Source organism: Flavobacterium panici (assembly GCF_903819335.1).
In the GTDB taxonomy this organism is placed as follows: Bacteria; Bacteroidota; Bacteroidia; order Flavobacteriales; family Flavobacteriaceae; genus Flavobacterium; species Flavobacterium panici.
The window spans coordinates 262,301-276,429 of sequence record NZ_CAIJDE010000062.1; the positions used below are offsets into that span (position 1 = coordinate 262,301).

Below are 14,129 nucleotides of genomic sequence, written 5' to 3' on the forward strand. Positions count from 1 at the left end.
GGTTATTTGTATATTTTTTTCCAGTTGTTATCAGCCTTCACTTTTAACTCTGCTTCATCCGGATTCCAGCTTTTCAGCGTATTATTAAAATAAGCATTGTAGAACAGATAAAGTTTTCCATCACTGATTTTAAAAGTCTCTGGATTAATTTCTACTTTTTTTCCTGCACTTCCCATTGCATAAGCGCACCATCCGCCATATTGAGGTTCATATTTTGATGGATTTTTTAAGAACGCATTTTTATTTTCAGCCGAAGAAAAATTATAAGTCACTCCCTGATATGAAGTCGAAATTTCTTTTTTCCCTTTAACTGCTTTTCCCTGATTAAAATAGCCAACCGGATCATAACCCTGAATCCCTATTTTATTTTCTAAATTATACTGGCTAACTCTTTTGGCATCATTTTGAGCAAATGAACTGCCTGAAACTAAAATCAATAACAATAATACTAACTTTTTCATCTTTGTTTTATTTAAGGTTTTTTAATACTGACACTAATAATTCTGTGGAAATGCGCTGTTTAATATCTGGCGAGATATATTCAAAAAGTATATCCCCCTCAGTATTAACAACAAAAACAGAAGGAACTGGCAGTAAACTGGTATTGATTCCTTTAGAATGTACGTTAATTACTGATTTGTAGTTTTCCGGAACCTGATAAGCAATTCCTACAGCTTTTATCAATTCTCCTTTTGAATCAGAAAGTAAGGTGTATTTTACTTTGTCCTTTTCTTCTGTGATTTTTAAATTTTCTGGAGAATCAGGACTTACGGCTATAATTTGATAACCTGAATCAATGATTTGTTTTTCGGCTTCTGCCAATGCCTGCAAATGTAAATTGCAATACGGACACCAGCCGCCGCGATAAAAAACAAGAACTGTTTTTTTCTTTTTAAGTAATGCTGAAAGGTTTACATCTGCATTTTCAGCAGTTTTTAAAGTAAACTCCGGGATTTTTTCTCCTATTAATAAAGGAGCAATATCAAGCGCAGATTTAGGAATCTCGCTTTGCGCGTGAGCAGCCGAGGTTAGCGCTGCCACAAAAATTAAAAGCATTTTTTTCATAGTGTAGTGGTTTTACATCTTTTTGATGATGTAAAATTATTGTACTATGAAAAAGCAAAATGTCGGCTAATTTACACTTCGCTTAAAATAATTATAATTTGGTGATATCCTGAATGATAATTTCTTTTCTGTTATAACTTATGAGCTGGTTCGTTTCCATTTCATTTAGTAATTGCGTAGCAGTCTGTCTTGAAGTACAGATGATTTGCGCAATATCATTTTGGGTTAAATAGTTTTCAATAGCTACCGTGTTTCCGTTTCTAACGCCTTCTTGTTCTGCCCAGTCTTTTAGGAATTGGTACAATCTCGTTTTGGCATCTTTAGAAATTAAATTGGCATAACTATTTTTAACGCGTTTCATTTTTAAACCAACAAATTTGGTGTATGAAATTGCCAATGTTGGATTCCGTAACAATAAATCTTCAAAATCAGACATTAAAAAACTGCAGATTACAACATCATCAGAAAGTACTTTTGCATATTCTTCGACTTTATTATCTGTTTCTAAAGTCAATTCGCCAAATAAATCTCCTTTTTGAATAATGTCTTTTATGGTTTCATTGCCATCATCATCAATGGCAACAATTTTTATATTTCCTTTTTTAAGTAAAAAGATACGAGGCACATCTGAAGAAGAAAAATAAATGATTTCTCCTTTTGCTGCTTTTTTAAAACCGGTAATAATACACAATTGCTTGATTTGTGAATAACTCAGCGTTCTAAACAATTTATGATCCCGCAAGTACCAATATTTTAAATCTTCGTACATAAAAATTAAATCTGTTGGTGTAAATGTAATTAATTTAACAATTGCGTGATTATCTTTCTGATAAGTTTTAAGCACGCGGATTATACAGATTCGCTATCGCGAAGACGCTGATAAAACGGATTTCTATTGTTTTTGAAAATAAAAAATCCGCGTCAATCTGTGTCTTCGCGGTAGCGAATCCGCGTCATCAGTGTTCAAATTATAGTTTAACTGGACAACAAAAAACCCTTTCGAAGCAGAAAGCCTGAAAGGGTTTTGAATATATTTAAAAGAAAATTATCCGGCGATAACAGATCTTGAAATAACGATTTTTTGAATCTCTGAAGTTCCTTCGTAAATCTGAGTGATTTTTGCATCGCGCATAAAACGTTCTACATGGTACTCTTTTACATAACCATTTCCTCCATGAATTTGCACTGCTTCAACCGCTGTGTCCATTGCAACTTGCGAAGCGAATAATTTTGCCATTGCACCACTTACGTCATAATTTTTATGCTGGTCTTTATCCCAAGCCGCTTTCATACATAAATGACGAGCCGCTTCAATATTAACCGCCATATCTGCCAGTTTAAAAGCAATTGCCTGGTGGTTGCAGATTTCAGTTCCAAAAGCTTTACGCTCTTTAGAATATTTTAAAGCTAGTTCATAAGCTCCAGAAGCTATTCCTAATGCCTGAGACGCAATACCAATTCTACCTCCGGCAAGCGTTTTCATAGCAAATTTAAATCCGAAACCGTCTTCACCAATTCTGTTTTCTTTCGGAACTTTTACATCACTAAACATTAAAGAGTGTGTATCAGAACCGCGAATTCCCATTTTTTGTTCTTTTGGACCAACAGAAAAACCTGGCATATCTTTCGTCATGATCAAAGCATTGATTCCTTTATGTTTTAATTCAGGATGCGTTTGTGCAATTACTAAATATACAGAAGCTGTGTTTCCGTTTGTAATCCAGTTTTTTGTTCCGTTTACCAAATAGTGGTCGCCCATATCAATCGCAGTTGTTTTTTGCGAAGTTGCATCACTTCCTGCTTCCGGCTCACTTAAACAGAAAGCGCCGTGAATTTGACCTGAAGCTAATCCCGGCAAATATTTTTGTTTTTGTTCTTCCGTTCCAAACTCTTGTAATCCCCAGCAAACCAAAGAATTATTTACAGACATTACTACAGAAGCCGAAGCATCAACTTTAGAAATTTCTTCCATTGCAATAACATAAGAGATTGCATCAAGTCCGCTTCCGCCGTATTTTGGATCAACCATCATTCCCATGAACCCAAGTTCACCCATTTTTTTAACCTGCTCGGTTGGGAAAATTTGTTTCTCGTCGCGTTCAATAACTCCGGGTAATAATTCGTTTTGAGCAAAATCTCTTGCAGCTTGCTGAATCATTAAATGTTCTTCGGTAAGATTAAAATCCATAGTTTTATTTTATTGTTTTTTCTAAACCGAATTTGGAATTCAGTTTTCGTGGTTTTTTATTTGTTTTTTTTGAAAAGCCAATTTATGGTTAAAAGGCTTCCAAAGATAATTTTTAAATGCGGATTTTACAATGCATGCATATAAATTTAATAGATCAACAAGAATAACGATAACGTTTTCGTAATAATTTATGATTTGCTTCAACCAGACTATAATTTTGCAGCGTTTTTTGTAAAATACAAGATTAAAAAATGCGATTTAAAAACCTCAAAAAAGTAAATTTTAAGTCATTTTCTCCACAGAAAAGATTAAACAATTCCTAAAGCGCGTAAATCTACGTAAAGTTAGTCTTACTAATTTGATTACTAAACCGATAGAGTAAAAAAAATAAAAAACTTCCAAAAAAAAACTTCCAAAAAAAGGCAATAATATTGATAAATTAACATTATTTTTGCCTTAAAATTAAATAATTGACAGAGCATGAAAAAGATTTTACTAGTACTTACACTCCTTTTAACTTTACAATTTTCAGCAGTTTCTGCCCAGACTCATTTAGAGGTAAATGGCGTTACTGTTCCTAGAAAGATAGATTATCAAAACAAAACTTTGCAGCTTAACGGCGCTGGCGGCAGATCTAAAATGTGGTTAGAAGTTTATGTGCAAGCTTTGTATTTATCTCAATTAAGCCAGGATCCAAAATTTATTATTGACAGCGATACCGAAATGGCTATTCGAATTGAAATTACATCCTCTATGGTTTCTTCAAATAAATTAACCAAAGCAATGAATGTTGGTTTCGAAAAATCTGCAGGAAGCAATCTGGAACAATTACGACCAAGAATCGAACAATTCAAAACATACTTAAGCGACGCAATTACAGAAAAAGATGTTTTCGTTTTAGCTTACAATCCGCTGGACCAAACTATCAATGTTTTTAAAAATGAAGTTTTGAAAGGAAAAGTTCAGGGATTTGATTTCAAAAAAGCATTATTCGGAATCTGGCTTTCTGATAAACCAGTTGACGAAACTTTGAAAAAACACTTATTAGGAATATAATCCTTAAAATTTTACATATTCAGAAAGCCGAAAACCGAATAGTTTTCGGCTTTTCTTTTTTGTTTAATAAATTTGATGCAAAATACATTATTCGCATTATTCTATTTTATACATTTACACAAAATAAACATATCACAACAAAATGAAAGATTTATTACAACAATTTGAAAATAAAGCACCTGAAATTGTTTTTAACTGGAAAGATTCTGAAACAGAAGCTGAAGGATGGACTGTAATTAATTCGCTGCGCGGAGGAGCTGCCGGAGGAGGAACAAGAATGAGAAAAGGCTTAGACATGAACGAAGTTTTGTCACTGGCCAAAACAATGGAAGTTAAATTTTCTGTTTCGGGCCCGGCTATTGGCGGCGCTAAATCTGGAATAAATTTTGACCCAAATGATCCTCGCAAAAAAGGAGTTTTACAGCGTTGGTACAAAGCGGTTTCTCCATTATTAAAAAGTTACTACGGAACTGGTGGAGATTTAAATGTTGATGAAATTCACGAAGTAATCCCAATGACAGAGGAATGTGGTGTTTGGCATCCGCAGGAAGGTGTTTTCAACGGACACTTCAAGCCTACAGAAGCGGATAAAATTAATAGAATTGGTCAATTACGTCAAGGTGTAATTAAGGTTATCGAAAACCCAAAATTCTCACCAGACGTTACAAGAAAATATACGGTTGCTGATATGATTACGGGTTATGGCGTTGCCGAAGCGGTTCGTCATTTCTACGCAACTTACGGCGGAGACATTAAAGGTAAAAAAGCAATTGTACAAGGTTTTGGAAATGTTGGTTCTGCAGCTGCTTTTTATTTAGCTGAAATGGGCGCAAAAGTAATCGGAATTATTGATCGCGACGGCGGATTAATTAAAGAAGATGGTTTTTCTTTTGAAGAAATCAGAACGTTGTTTTTAAATAAAGACGGAAATAAATTAGTTGCCGATAATATGATTCCGTTTGAAGAAATTAATTCTAAAATCTGGACCATTGGTGCTGAAATTTTCACGCCTTGCGCCGCTTCAAGATTGGTTACTCAAAACCAAATCGACAGCTTAATCGCAAACGGATTGGAAGTTATTTCTTGCGGAGCGAATGTTCCTTTTGCTGACAGAGAAATTTTCTTTGGTTCAATTATGGAAGAAGTGGATCATAAAGTTAGTTTAATCCCGGATTTTATTTCAAACTGCGGAATGGCAAGAGTTTTTGCTTATTTCATGGAGAAAAAAGTTCAAATGACAGATGAGGCTATTTTTAACGATACTTCTGAAATTATAAAAAATGCGATTATTAAAGCGCACGCTTTAAATTCATCTAAAACAAATATTAGTGCAACGGCATTCGAAATTGCATTGAAACAATTAGTATAAGCTATTTTATACTTTATATATAAACGAGCCAGATTTCTATTTGGCTCGTTTTTTGTTTTGCCACAGATTAAAAGGATTATTTGGATTTCTGCTTTGTGAATTTTTAGTCCACAGATTTGCACAAATTTAAACAGGTAAAATTTTGCGGTTAAAAATAAGATCCAGCTTTGAGAACTTTGCCTTCTATTCACCACAAAGAGTTACACAATCTAAACAGAAAAAACTTTGCGCTCTTTGCGTAAAACCTTAGCGAACTTTGCGTTAAAACAAATCCCAGCTTTGAGAACTTTACCTCCTATTCAGCCCACAGATTTACACAAATCTAAACAGATAAAACTTTGCGTTCTTTGCGTAAAACCTTAGCGAACTTTGCGGTTAAATTACACACAGCTCTTTCAGTCTAAACAATTTTTAGTACTTTTAAACGTTTTTATTTAATACAATTTCAAAATTCAGAATTACAATGAGTTTCACTATTTCTTCAGATAAAAAGAAATCATTACTACTCACAACTGCTATATATGCGGTAATCATTCTATTGCTGTTTTTTATACGTTTTTGGCCTCCATACAATCCGGAAAATAACGTTGCACTTGCAGATGGCGGCGGTGGCGGTGGCGGCGTAACGGTAAATTTTGGTGACAGCGATTTAGGTTCCGGAGCCAATTATAAAAGCGAAGTTCTGGAAGTGAAAAATGAAGTAAAACAAGCTCCGGCAAAAGCAGTTGAAGAAGAAGCTATTATTTCTCAGGAAAATACAAAAGCTGATGAAACTGATGTTGTTATTCCTGTAAAAGAAAAACCTAAAAAACCTGTTCCGGTTGAAAAACCAATACAAAAACCTGTTCCCGAAAAACCTAAAGTTTCAAACTCTACAAACGATGCTTTGTCAAGCATTTTAAAAGGTTCGAAAAAAGGCGGCGACGGCGATGATAAAGCGTCTGGAAATAAAGGAAAAGTAAACGGAAGCTTAGGTTCCAGCGGTTATTACGGATCTGGTGGTTCTGGCGGAGGAACCGGAGGCGGTAACGGAACCGGAAATGGAATTGGTACAGGAAGCGGTTACGGACCAGGAAGCGGCGGTGGTTCTGGCGGAGGAACTGGATACTCTTTAAATGGTCGAAAAGCATTATCTAAACCAGCTCCTAAATATACTTGTAACGAAGAAGGAACTGTTGTGGTTGAAGTTACGGTCGATCAAAATGGGAAAACCGTGAGTGCAACTGCCGGAATAAAAGGAACTACAAACAAGGCTAGTTGTTTATTAGAACAAGCAAAAATAGCCGCATTAAACACAAAATGGTCTGCCGATGAAAATGCAGCCGCAAAACAAGTTGGAAAGATTATTTATAATTTCAATTTGAATTAAAAAACACGAATTTCACGGATTTACACTAAATCTGTTCTCATAAAAAAAAGGCTTTCTGATGATTTTCAGAAAGCCTTTTTTTCGTCCAGTTTGTCATTTCGACCGAAGGGAGAAATCTCCGCAAGAAGCTCGACAAAGATTAGATTCACGTTGCGGAGTTACTTGCGGAGATTTCTCCCTTCGGTCGAAATGACAAAATTGCGCTTACTTATAGAAGTGAGATTGCTTCGTTCCTCGCAAGGACTTTGATTGTGTTGTTTTGCGTGAGGGATAGAAGCTGGCTACCGAAGTAGCGCTCCCGATAGCTATCGGGACGACCGGAATAAAAAAATGGGCGAATCAACGTTATGCTGATTGGCCCATTTTTTTATTGTGGTCACGCCCTAATATTAAATTTACTTCGGACTTGTAGCAATTACAAACTTCAAATTATTCTTCACTCCTATCTGCAATACATCAACTAAATCCTGAACTTGCAAATTAAACGGAATTCGGACTACGACAGTTTGATCTTTATCTGCTCCAATTTTATTCATTAGAGTCGTTTCTAATTCTTCAAAAGCAACGGGCTGTTTGTCGATATAAAACTGCTTGTCCTCTGTAACCGATAAACTGATTAATTGTTTATTCGTTTTTTCATTTGATTTTGCTTTTGGAAGCGTCATCTTAATAACATTCGGATTTGCCAGTGTTGAAATAATTAGGAAAAACAACAACAGGAAAAACATAATGTCACTTAATGATGAAGTCGCAACCTCAGCGTGAAATCTTCTTTTTCTCTTAATCGACATACCTTATGATCTTTGAATTATGTTTACAAATTCTAATATCTGTTTCTGAATTTTTAAAGCAAAATCATCAATTTTTCCGTTCAGTAAGTGGTAAGCACTATAGGCAATAATTCCCACGATAAGTCCAGAACCGGAACTAATCATTTTCTCGTATAAACCTCCGGAAATATTTCCGATACTGATATTTTCTGTAACCGAAATACTGTAGAAAATTTTAATTACCCCAGAAATAGTTCCGATGAAACCAAGAGTTGGCGCAATACCGGCGATAAGTCCTAAATGACCTAAACGTCTTTCCATTTCACCAATTTCAATATCGGCAGCGCGGTCCATGTTAGATTCGATTTCGGCAATTGGTCTTCCAATTACTAAAACGCCTTCTTTTAAAATATTTCCAACAGCTGTATCATTTCTTTCTACAATTGTTCTGGCTAATTCAATGTTTCCGGCATGTAATTTATCGCCAACGTCCTGCATTAATCTGGCATCAATTCTTGACGCTTTTTGGATATATAAGTAGCGTTCAAAAATTACGTAAATCGTGTAAAACAATAAAAGTGCGATTGGTATTAAGAAGAAACCTCCTTTTAAGATAAATCCTAAAACAGAAATCTCGGTTTCTGGGTGAGCAATTTTTTCGATCACTACGTTTGAGGCGTTTGCGAGAGTATCAGCTTGTAATTGAATGTAGCTAAACATATTTTAATTCTGGTTTTTAATAATTAATTCTAAAAAATATTTCAATTTTGCAATAAAGATAATTTTCATTGTTATATTAAACTAAAAAAACTGGAAATTATTTCAATCAGCAACTATTTTATCCAAATAAAATGAACTATAAGGAAACAACAAACTGGATGTTTAATCAATTACCAATGTATCAGCTTCAGGGTGCTTCGGCATACAAAGAAGACCTGACAAACATCAAGTTACTGGCAGAGCATCTTGGTAATCCCGAAAAGAAATTGCAAACGATTCACGTTGCGGGAACAAACGGAAAAGGATCAACATCGCACATGCTGGCTTCGGTTTTGCAGGAAGCGGGTTATAAAGTAGGTTTGTATACTTCGCCGCACTTAAAAGATTTCAGGGAAAGGATTAAAGTAAACGGCCTGGAAATTTCAGAAGATTTTGTTTGTGAGTTCATTTCCAAACACAAAGATTTTTTTGAAGCTAATGATATGAGTTTCTTCGAAATGTCGGTTGGTTTGGCATTTGATTATTTTGTTTCAGAAAAAGCAGATATCGCGATTATTGAAGTTGGTTTGGGCGGAAGACTGGACGCGACTAATATTATTACGCCTTTGGTTTCTGTAATTACCAATATTGGTTTAGACCACACACAATTTTTAGGAAATACGCTTGAAGCCATTGCAGGCGAAAAAGCGGGAATTATTAAACCAAATGTTCCAGTTGTAATTGGAGAATATACAGATGAAACTCAGCCTATATTTTTGGCTAAAGCCGAAGAAAACAACGCACCGATTTCTTTTGCTTCAGATTTAATTGATCAAATTTATTTATCTGATTTAATTGGAGATTATCAGTTTCATAATAAGAAGACAGTTCAGCAGACGATTTCAATTCTGAACAATCAAACCAATTTTAAAGTTTCGACAGAACAATTAAAAGAAGGTTTATTGAATGTGGTAAAAAATACGGGTTTACAAGGAAGATGGCAGCAGCTTGGTGAAAACCCAAAAATCATTTGCGACACGGCACACAACAAACACGGATTAGCTGTTGTGATGAATCAGCTTCAAAATGAAAAATACGAAAAACTACATATTGTTTTGGGTGTTGTAAACGATAAAGATTTGGATTCTATTTTGCCGCTTTTCCCGAAAGAAGCACAATATTATTTTTGCAGTCCAAATTCGGCAAGAGGTTTACCGACTGAAACGCTTCAAAATGCGGCTGAGAAATTTAATTTAATTGGAGAAAAATACGATTCTGTTGAAAGCGCTTTCGCGAAAGCCAAACAAAACGCTTCAAAAAATGATTTTATTTATGTTGGCGGAAGCACTTTTGTCGTTGCCGAATTGCCTTTGTAACAATCAAAACTTAAATATTAGAAAAAAGTCTAAAAAAACCGATTTAATAACAAATTCATAAACAGCGAGATATAGTTTATTTTTAAAAAAGTTTTATTTTTTATTCGATTTTCTTTGCAGAACTCAAAAACTAGCGTATATTTGCACTCGCAATCACAAACGATAGCAACCTAGTAAAATAGGGCGATTAGCTCAGCTGGTTCAGAGCACCTCGTTTACACCGAGGGGGTCGGGGGTTCGAACCCCTCATCGCCCACAGAAATTCCAAAAACTCCAAAGTCATTTGATTTTGGAGTTTTTTTTGTTATATACATTTCATGAATTTTATTGTTTATATCTTATTTAGCGAAAGCAAGAATAAATTTTATATTGGATTTACTTCTAATTTAGAAGAAAGGCTTGTTCGTCATAATCAAAAAAGCAAAGGTTTTACTGGAAATGTAAATGATTGGAGAGTTGTTTATACTGAAAATTACGAAACAAAAGAGCTTGCACATAAAAGAGAATTACAAATTAAATCTTGGAAAAGCAGAATTAAAATTCAGAAATTAATTGATAATAAAGATTAGCTCACCTGGTTCTAAGCATTCCGATTTTTCATCGGAAGTGGTCGGGGGTTCGAACCTTCCGATGAAAAATCGGAACAAGCTATCATCGCCCACCAAGAAACTCCTTAAGAAATTAAGGAGTTTTTTTTATGCATGTTTTTTATCGTCACTATTCCAAACATGTTTATAATACAAATTAACCTTATCGGGTTAACAATCTAAGAGAGCCCCTCAAATTGAATTAGTTGTATATTATTATAGTCTACAGCAAAAAATCTAATTCATTATTGAATAATCTTGAAAAGCTTTCTTTGTCCGTTATATGTTCTATTATTTTCATAGCATACTCAGCTTTTAATCTTCCTTTTTCTACTCCATTAACTTTTTCAATTTCACTTTTTGCTTCACTTGCAAGTTCAGAGTCAACATTATAATAATAATCTTCTAGAGAATGCAAAGACAATTCGACAAATCTATTTTTAAGTTTATTTTTTATTTTTTGTAATCGTTCTTTTGCCTTATCATCCAAATCTGTCGTATTATCGATAATTAGATAATACTTATCGTAATAATAAGGATTGCATTTAACTAAAGTGTCTAGTTTTTCCAATTCGTTTATTGTTTCAGACATACCCAATAATTTTGTTGCACCCGAAGCAGAAACAAATTGTATATTTTTAATGATTCTTTTATTTCGAGCATCATCCAAAATTAATTGCAACGAATATTCTTCTAGAATACAATAATTTTCAGGATATCCCATATCTGTAATTTCTGCTCCCAACATCTTACTTACGACATATGCACATTTGGAACCATGGTAACTTTCAGCAATATTTGTTGTTTGCCATGTTTGAGTTTTAAAATCTATTACCAATGGCTTTCCGTCTTTTAAAGGAAAAACATTTTGATGTTCATAATTGGCCGCTGAACTTATTAAAAATGGACTATGCGTTGAAATTAAAAAAAATATTTTTTTTGCAACTTCAGGATTTAATGTTCTATAAATTTGATCTAAAATTTTAGGAATTTCTTTCTGTAGACTAGGATGTAAATTACTTTCAGGCTCTTCAATAACAAAAAAAGTGATTGACTTCTCTACATTTTTAATCCATTTTGTTAAGTTACGTTTTAAGTTATATAAAATTTTAAATCCATCTGCTATCATATTTGGATCTATAGTACCTAACTTCGATTCAAAGATTAATTTACCGGTATCTTTACTAAAAGGATCATGATTGTCAATAATTTTTTTAGCAATAAGATTATCATGTCCAACATCTGCTAAAAAAGAATTAAATTCCTCCAAACTTTCAAGACTATGAACAGCTATGTTAGAATCTAATTTTACTTTCCCCGCTATCCCATTGGCACCTTTACCTTGTTCATAAAATATCAAAAGATATATTTTTGGATTTATATTACCAATATTAGAAGTTTTATTAGGATCATTATCGTCCCATATCAATTTCTGCATATGTCCTTCAAATGATAGCTCGACAATACTATCAGGACTAAAAAATTTTTTTGAGTTTAAACCATCATTTAAGTATGAAACAGCATTTAAAACACTACTCTTTCCACTTCCATTTTCACCAACAAAATAATTGACGAAATCAAAATTATAAATTCTATTTCTTCTTTTACTCTTTTGAAATTACGAATTTTTAAATTTAGACTCATTTTTTGTATAAATAAAGATTAATAAAATAAACTGGTTTCTAATATTAAGAAAGGCTTTCAATTTTCAAAAATATACATTCTTCCAATACTTATCAGAAAAATTGTATTTTTGTTTACCGCTCCCAAAGAACACTTGTAACCTACATTTTAAATTATGTTTTTTACAATTCCGGTTTATTATACTTAATTATTATCTTTGAATTATGAGCACGATATTAAAACCAAAACATATAGGACGAAACATAAGCCGAATTAGGGAGCTTAGAGGAATGAAGCAAGAAGCACTTGCTTTTGCAATTGGTATATCTCAACAGTCTGTTTCTAACATTGAAGGAAGTGAAACTGTTGATGAAGAAAAACTAAACGCTATTGCAGAAGTTTTAGGTGTTTCAGCAGAAGCTATTAAAAGTTATAGTGATGAAATTATATTAAGTGTAATTAACAACACATTTAATAGCCATGACAGTTCAACAATTAATGGAGTCAATGTTCAACCTTCATTCAATCCACTTGATAAAGTTGTAGAACTTTACGAAGAAAAGGAAAAACTTTATGAACGATTAATCCAAGCCGAAAAAGATAAAGTTGAATATCTCGAAAAAATAGTGAAAGGAAAATAGCCTTTTACAAAACAAAAAACTCCTTAAGAAATTAAGGAGTTTTTTTTATGTCTATTTTTTTCTCCGCATCTTTTGCATTAATCTAATAAACGCAAAGTATTGTCATTTCGACTGAAAGGAGAAATCGCACTCGGGAATCGACAAAGATTGGCGACATACTTTGTAGAATTTCTAGTGCGATTTCTCCTTTCAGTCGAAATGACAAGATTGTGTAAATTCTAAAAATCAAAAACAAAAAAGCAAATTCATTTGCATATTGTTGTCGCGTATACTATATTTGCGACAACAATTTAATTTTAGAAAAAATGAGAGAACTTACATTTGCATCACTACAGGTAAAAAATTTAGAAGCATCAAAAGACTTCTACGAAAAGAAATTAGGGTTTGAAGTTGGAAATACTAATCCGCAGGCTTGTATTTTTAAATACGACGAAGGAAAAGCAAGTTTTGCTATTCGTACTCCGCTTGAACCTTTAGAAGATCGGGAATTAGGAGTTGGCGTAGCGCTTTGGTTTGCTGTTACCGAAAATGTAGACGAATTAAAAGAGAAATTTATCGAAAACGGAATAACAACAGCGGGACCAATTATAGAAACTCCGTTTGGAAGAGCTTTTCATGTAAAAGATCTTGACGGTTATAAACTTACTTTTTTGGAGACAAAATAAAAGTAAATATCAGTAATTGTAGAAACAGATTAAGGAAGAAAAAAATTCCGTTATCCAATCTATTAAAGGTTCTGATGGCTATCTTTGAAATCAACAAACTTGATTTTTAATATTGACACAAATGCTTCAACATTATTATGGCTAAGGAAATTAATTTTCATTTTAAAAGTCCAAAAGACAGCCCCGGGTATTTACTTGGGCAGCTAACAATGCTTTGGCAGCGCAAACTAAAAAAAGTTTTAGATCCGTTAGATTTAACGCAGACTCAATTTGTGCTGCTGGCTGCTTTGGGCTGGCTTTCAAAAAAAAGCGATTCTGTAACGCAAATTGATATTGCGAACCAGAGTAATGCTGACAGAATGATGGTTTCAAAAGTATTGCGAACGCTGGAAGAAAAAGGTTTTATTACAAGGCACGAACATGAAACTGATACAAGGGCAAAAACCATTCGATTAACGAATACAGGCGAAACAATTTTGCAAAAAGCTCTTATTGAAGTAGAAAATGCCGATCTTGATTTCTTTTCTTCTTTAGATGAAAATCTTCCGTCGTTTAATTCTAATATGGCGAATCTTATTGATAAAAATAAAACAGAGTAAAAGTGCTTGGGTTTAAAATTCAAAATACTTATCAGAAAAATTGTATTTTTGTTTACCGCTCCCAAAGAACACTTGTAACCTACATTTTAAATTATGTTTTTTACAATTCCGGTTTATTATAC

The 14,129-nt window shown here is 33.6% G+C and carries 15 protein-coding genes and 1 tRNA gene; 9 read left to right on the forward strand and 7 right to left on the reverse strand.

Annotated elements, in window-relative coordinates; translation table 11 throughout:
* Window positions 1–2: 2 nt before the first annotated feature.
* The 4 genes from FLAPXU55_RS21180 to FLAPXU55_RS21195 all read right to left on the reverse strand — a co-directional run bounded on the left by FLAPXU55_RS21180 (window position 3) and on the right by FLAPXU55_RS21195 (window position 3,253).
* Window positions 3–461, reverse strand: coding sequence for a YHS domain-containing (seleno)protein (locus FLAPXU55_RS21180; protein ID WP_180861132.1), 459 nt, complete (start codon window positions 459–461; stop codon window positions 3–5).
* A 7-nt stretch (window positions 462–468) separates the two neighbouring features.
* Window positions 469–1,065, reverse strand: coding sequence for a peroxiredoxin-like family protein (locus FLAPXU55_RS21185; RefSeq protein WP_180861134.1), 597 nt, complete (start codon window positions 1,063–1,065; stop codon window positions 469–471).
* A 91-nt stretch (window positions 1,066–1,156) separates the two neighbouring features.
* Window positions 1,157–1,834, reverse strand: coding sequence for a Crp/Fnr family transcriptional regulator (locus FLAPXU55_RS21190; RefSeq protein WP_053470939.1), 678 nt, complete (start codon window positions 1,832–1,834; stop codon window positions 1,157–1,159).
* 276 nt (window positions 1,835–2,110) lie between these two features.
* Entirely contained in the window at window positions 2,111–3,253 is a 1,143-nt protein-coding gene (locus tag FLAPXU55_RS21195) for an acyl-CoA dehydrogenase (RefSeq protein ID WP_053470769.1), read from the reverse strand.
* Window positions 3,254–3,733: 480 nt separating this feature from the next.
* Between FLAPXU55_RS21195 and FLAPXU55_RS21200 the strand changes: the two genes are divergently transcribed.
* The 3 genes from FLAPXU55_RS21200 (at window position 3,734) to FLAPXU55_RS21210 (ending at window position 7,047) form a co-directional block, all read left to right on the forward strand.
* A complete protein-coding gene (locus tag FLAPXU55_RS21200) occupies window positions 3,734–4,309 on the forward strand; it encodes a chalcone isomerase family protein (RefSeq protein ID WP_053470767.1) in 576 nt (191 codons plus the stop codon).
* A 142-nt stretch (window positions 4,310–4,451) separates the two neighbouring features.
* Window positions 4,452–5,678 (forward strand): Glu/Leu/Phe/Val dehydrogenase dimerization domain-containing protein, encoded by a 1,227-nt coding sequence (locus FLAPXU55_RS21205; RefSeq protein WP_180861136.1) that lies wholly within the window; start codon window positions 4,452–4,454, stop codon window positions 5,676–5,678.
* 463 nt (window positions 5,679–6,141) lie between these two features.
* A complete protein-coding gene (locus FLAPXU55_RS21210) occupies window positions 6,142–7,047 on the forward strand; it encodes an energy transducer TonB (protein WP_180861138.1) in 906 nt (301 codons plus the stop codon).
* A 395-nt stretch (window positions 7,048–7,442) separates the two neighbouring features.
* Here the strand turns inward: FLAPXU55_RS21210 and FLAPXU55_RS21215 are convergent, their stop codons facing one another.
* Window positions 7,443–7,838, reverse strand: a complete 396-nt coding sequence (locus FLAPXU55_RS21215; protein WP_053470764.1) for an ExbD/TolR family protein — start codon at window positions 7,836–7,838, stop codon at window positions 7,443–7,445.
* 3 nt (window positions 7,839–7,841) lie between these two features.
* On the reverse strand, window positions 7,842–8,537 hold the full coding sequence (locus FLAPXU55_RS21220) for a MotA/TolQ/ExbB proton channel family protein (protein WP_057124348.1): 696 nt from the start codon (window positions 8,535–8,537) through the stop codon (window positions 7,842–7,844).
* Between the two features lie 131 nt (window positions 8,538–8,668).
* Here FLAPXU55_RS21220 and FLAPXU55_RS21225 point away from each other — a divergent pair, with 131 nt between their 5' ends.
* The 3 genes from FLAPXU55_RS21225 (at window position 8,669) to FLAPXU55_RS21235 (ending at window position 10,461) form a co-directional block, all read left to right on the forward strand.
* Window positions 8,669–9,892, forward strand: a complete 1,224-nt coding sequence (locus FLAPXU55_RS21225) for a bifunctional folylpolyglutamate synthase/dihydrofolate synthase (RefSeq protein WP_180861140.1) — start codon at window positions 8,669–8,671, stop codon at window positions 9,890–9,892.
* A 181-nt stretch (window positions 9,893–10,073) separates the two neighbouring features.
* Window positions 10,074–10,148 (forward strand) — tRNA-Val (locus tag FLAPXU55_RS21230).
* A gap of 61 nt (window positions 10,149–10,209) precedes the next feature.
* Window positions 10,210–10,461, forward strand: coding sequence for a GIY-YIG nuclease family protein (locus FLAPXU55_RS21235; protein WP_180861142.1), 252 nt, complete (start codon window positions 10,210–10,212; stop codon window positions 10,459–10,461).
* A gap of 241 nt (window positions 10,462–10,702) precedes the next feature.
* Here the strand turns inward: FLAPXU55_RS21235 and FLAPXU55_RS21240 are convergent, their stop codons facing one another.
* The gene (locus FLAPXU55_RS21240) at window positions 10,703–11,908 is read right to left on the reverse strand and encodes an AAA family ATPase (protein ID WP_219637279.1); all 1,206 of its coding nucleotides are present in this window, start codon (window positions 11,906–11,908) and stop codon (window positions 10,703–10,705) included.
* Between the two features lie 418 nt (window positions 11,909–12,326).
* Between FLAPXU55_RS21240 and FLAPXU55_RS21245 the strand changes: the two genes are divergently transcribed.
* The 3 genes from FLAPXU55_RS21245 (at window position 12,327) to FLAPXU55_RS21255 (ending at window position 14,007) form a co-directional block, all read left to right on the forward strand.
* Window positions 12,327–12,743, forward strand: coding sequence for a helix-turn-helix domain-containing protein (locus FLAPXU55_RS21245; protein ID WP_180861146.1), 417 nt, complete (start codon window positions 12,327–12,329; stop codon window positions 12,741–12,743).
* A 305-nt stretch (window positions 12,744–13,048) separates the two neighbouring features.
* Window positions 13,049–13,408: a VOC family protein gene (locus tag FLAPXU55_RS21250; protein WP_180861148.1), complete on the forward strand. Its 360-nt coding sequence runs from the start codon at window positions 13,049–13,051 to the stop codon at window positions 13,406–13,408.
* A gap of 137 nt (window positions 13,409–13,545) precedes the next feature.
* Window positions 13,546–14,007, forward strand: a complete 462-nt coding sequence (locus FLAPXU55_RS21255; RefSeq protein WP_180861150.1) for a MarR family winged helix-turn-helix transcriptional regulator — start codon at window positions 13,546–13,548, stop codon at window positions 14,005–14,007.
* Window positions 14,008–14,129: the final 122 nt, after the last annotated feature.

What these genes read in the sequence shown, in the direction of transcription:
- FLAPXU55_RS21180 (WP_180861132.1), bottom strand. Translation starts at nt 461, where the DNA reads ATGAAAAAGTTAGTATTATTGTTATTGATTTTAGTTTCAGGCAGTTCA.
- FLAPXU55_RS21185 (WP_180861134.1), bottom strand. Translation starts at nt 1,065, where the DNA reads ATGAAAAAAATGCTTTTAATTTTTGTGGCAGCGCTAACCTCGGCTGCT.
- FLAPXU55_RS21190 (WP_053470939.1), bottom strand. Translation starts at nt 1,834, where the DNA reads ATGTACGAAGATTTAAAATATTGGTACTTGCGGGATCATAAATTGTTT.
- FLAPXU55_RS21195 (WP_053470769.1), bottom strand. Translation starts at nt 3,253, where the DNA reads ATGGATTTTAATCTTACCGAAGAACATTTAATGATTCAGCAAGCTGCA.
- FLAPXU55_RS21200 (WP_053470767.1), top strand. Translation starts at nt 3,734, where the DNA reads ATGAAAAAGATTTTACTAGTACTTACACTCCTTTTAACTTTACAATTT.
- FLAPXU55_RS21205 (WP_180861136.1), top strand. Translation starts at nt 4,452, where the DNA reads ATGAAAGATTTATTACAACAATTTGAAAATAAAGCACCTGAAATTGTT.
- FLAPXU55_RS21210 (WP_180861138.1), top strand. Translation starts at nt 6,142, where the DNA reads ATGAGTTTCACTATTTCTTCAGATAAAAAGAAATCATTACTACTCACA.
- FLAPXU55_RS21215 (WP_053470764.1), bottom strand. Translation starts at nt 7,838, where the DNA reads ATGTCGATTAAGAGAAAAAGAAGATTTCACGCTGAGGTTGCGACTTCA.
- FLAPXU55_RS21220 (WP_057124348.1), bottom strand. Translation starts at nt 8,537, where the DNA reads ATGTTTAGCTACATTCAATTACAAGCTGATACTCTCGCAAACGCCTCA.
- FLAPXU55_RS21225 (WP_180861140.1), top strand. Translation starts at nt 8,669, where the DNA reads ATGAACTATAAGGAAACAACAAACTGGATGTTTAATCAATTACCAATG.
- FLAPXU55_RS21235 (WP_180861142.1), top strand. Translation starts at nt 10,210, where the DNA reads ATGAATTTTATTGTTTATATCTTATTTAGCGAAAGCAAGAATAAATTT.
- FLAPXU55_RS21245 (WP_180861146.1), top strand. Translation starts at nt 12,327, where the DNA reads ATGAGCACGATATTAAAACCAAAACATATAGGACGAAACATAAGCCGA.
- FLAPXU55_RS21250 (WP_180861148.1), top strand. Translation starts at nt 13,049, where the DNA reads ATGAGAGAACTTACATTTGCATCACTACAGGTAAAAAATTTAGAAGCA.
- FLAPXU55_RS21255 (WP_180861150.1), top strand. Translation starts at nt 13,546, where the DNA reads ATGGCTAAGGAAATTAATTTTCATTTTAAAAGTCCAAAAGACAGCCCC.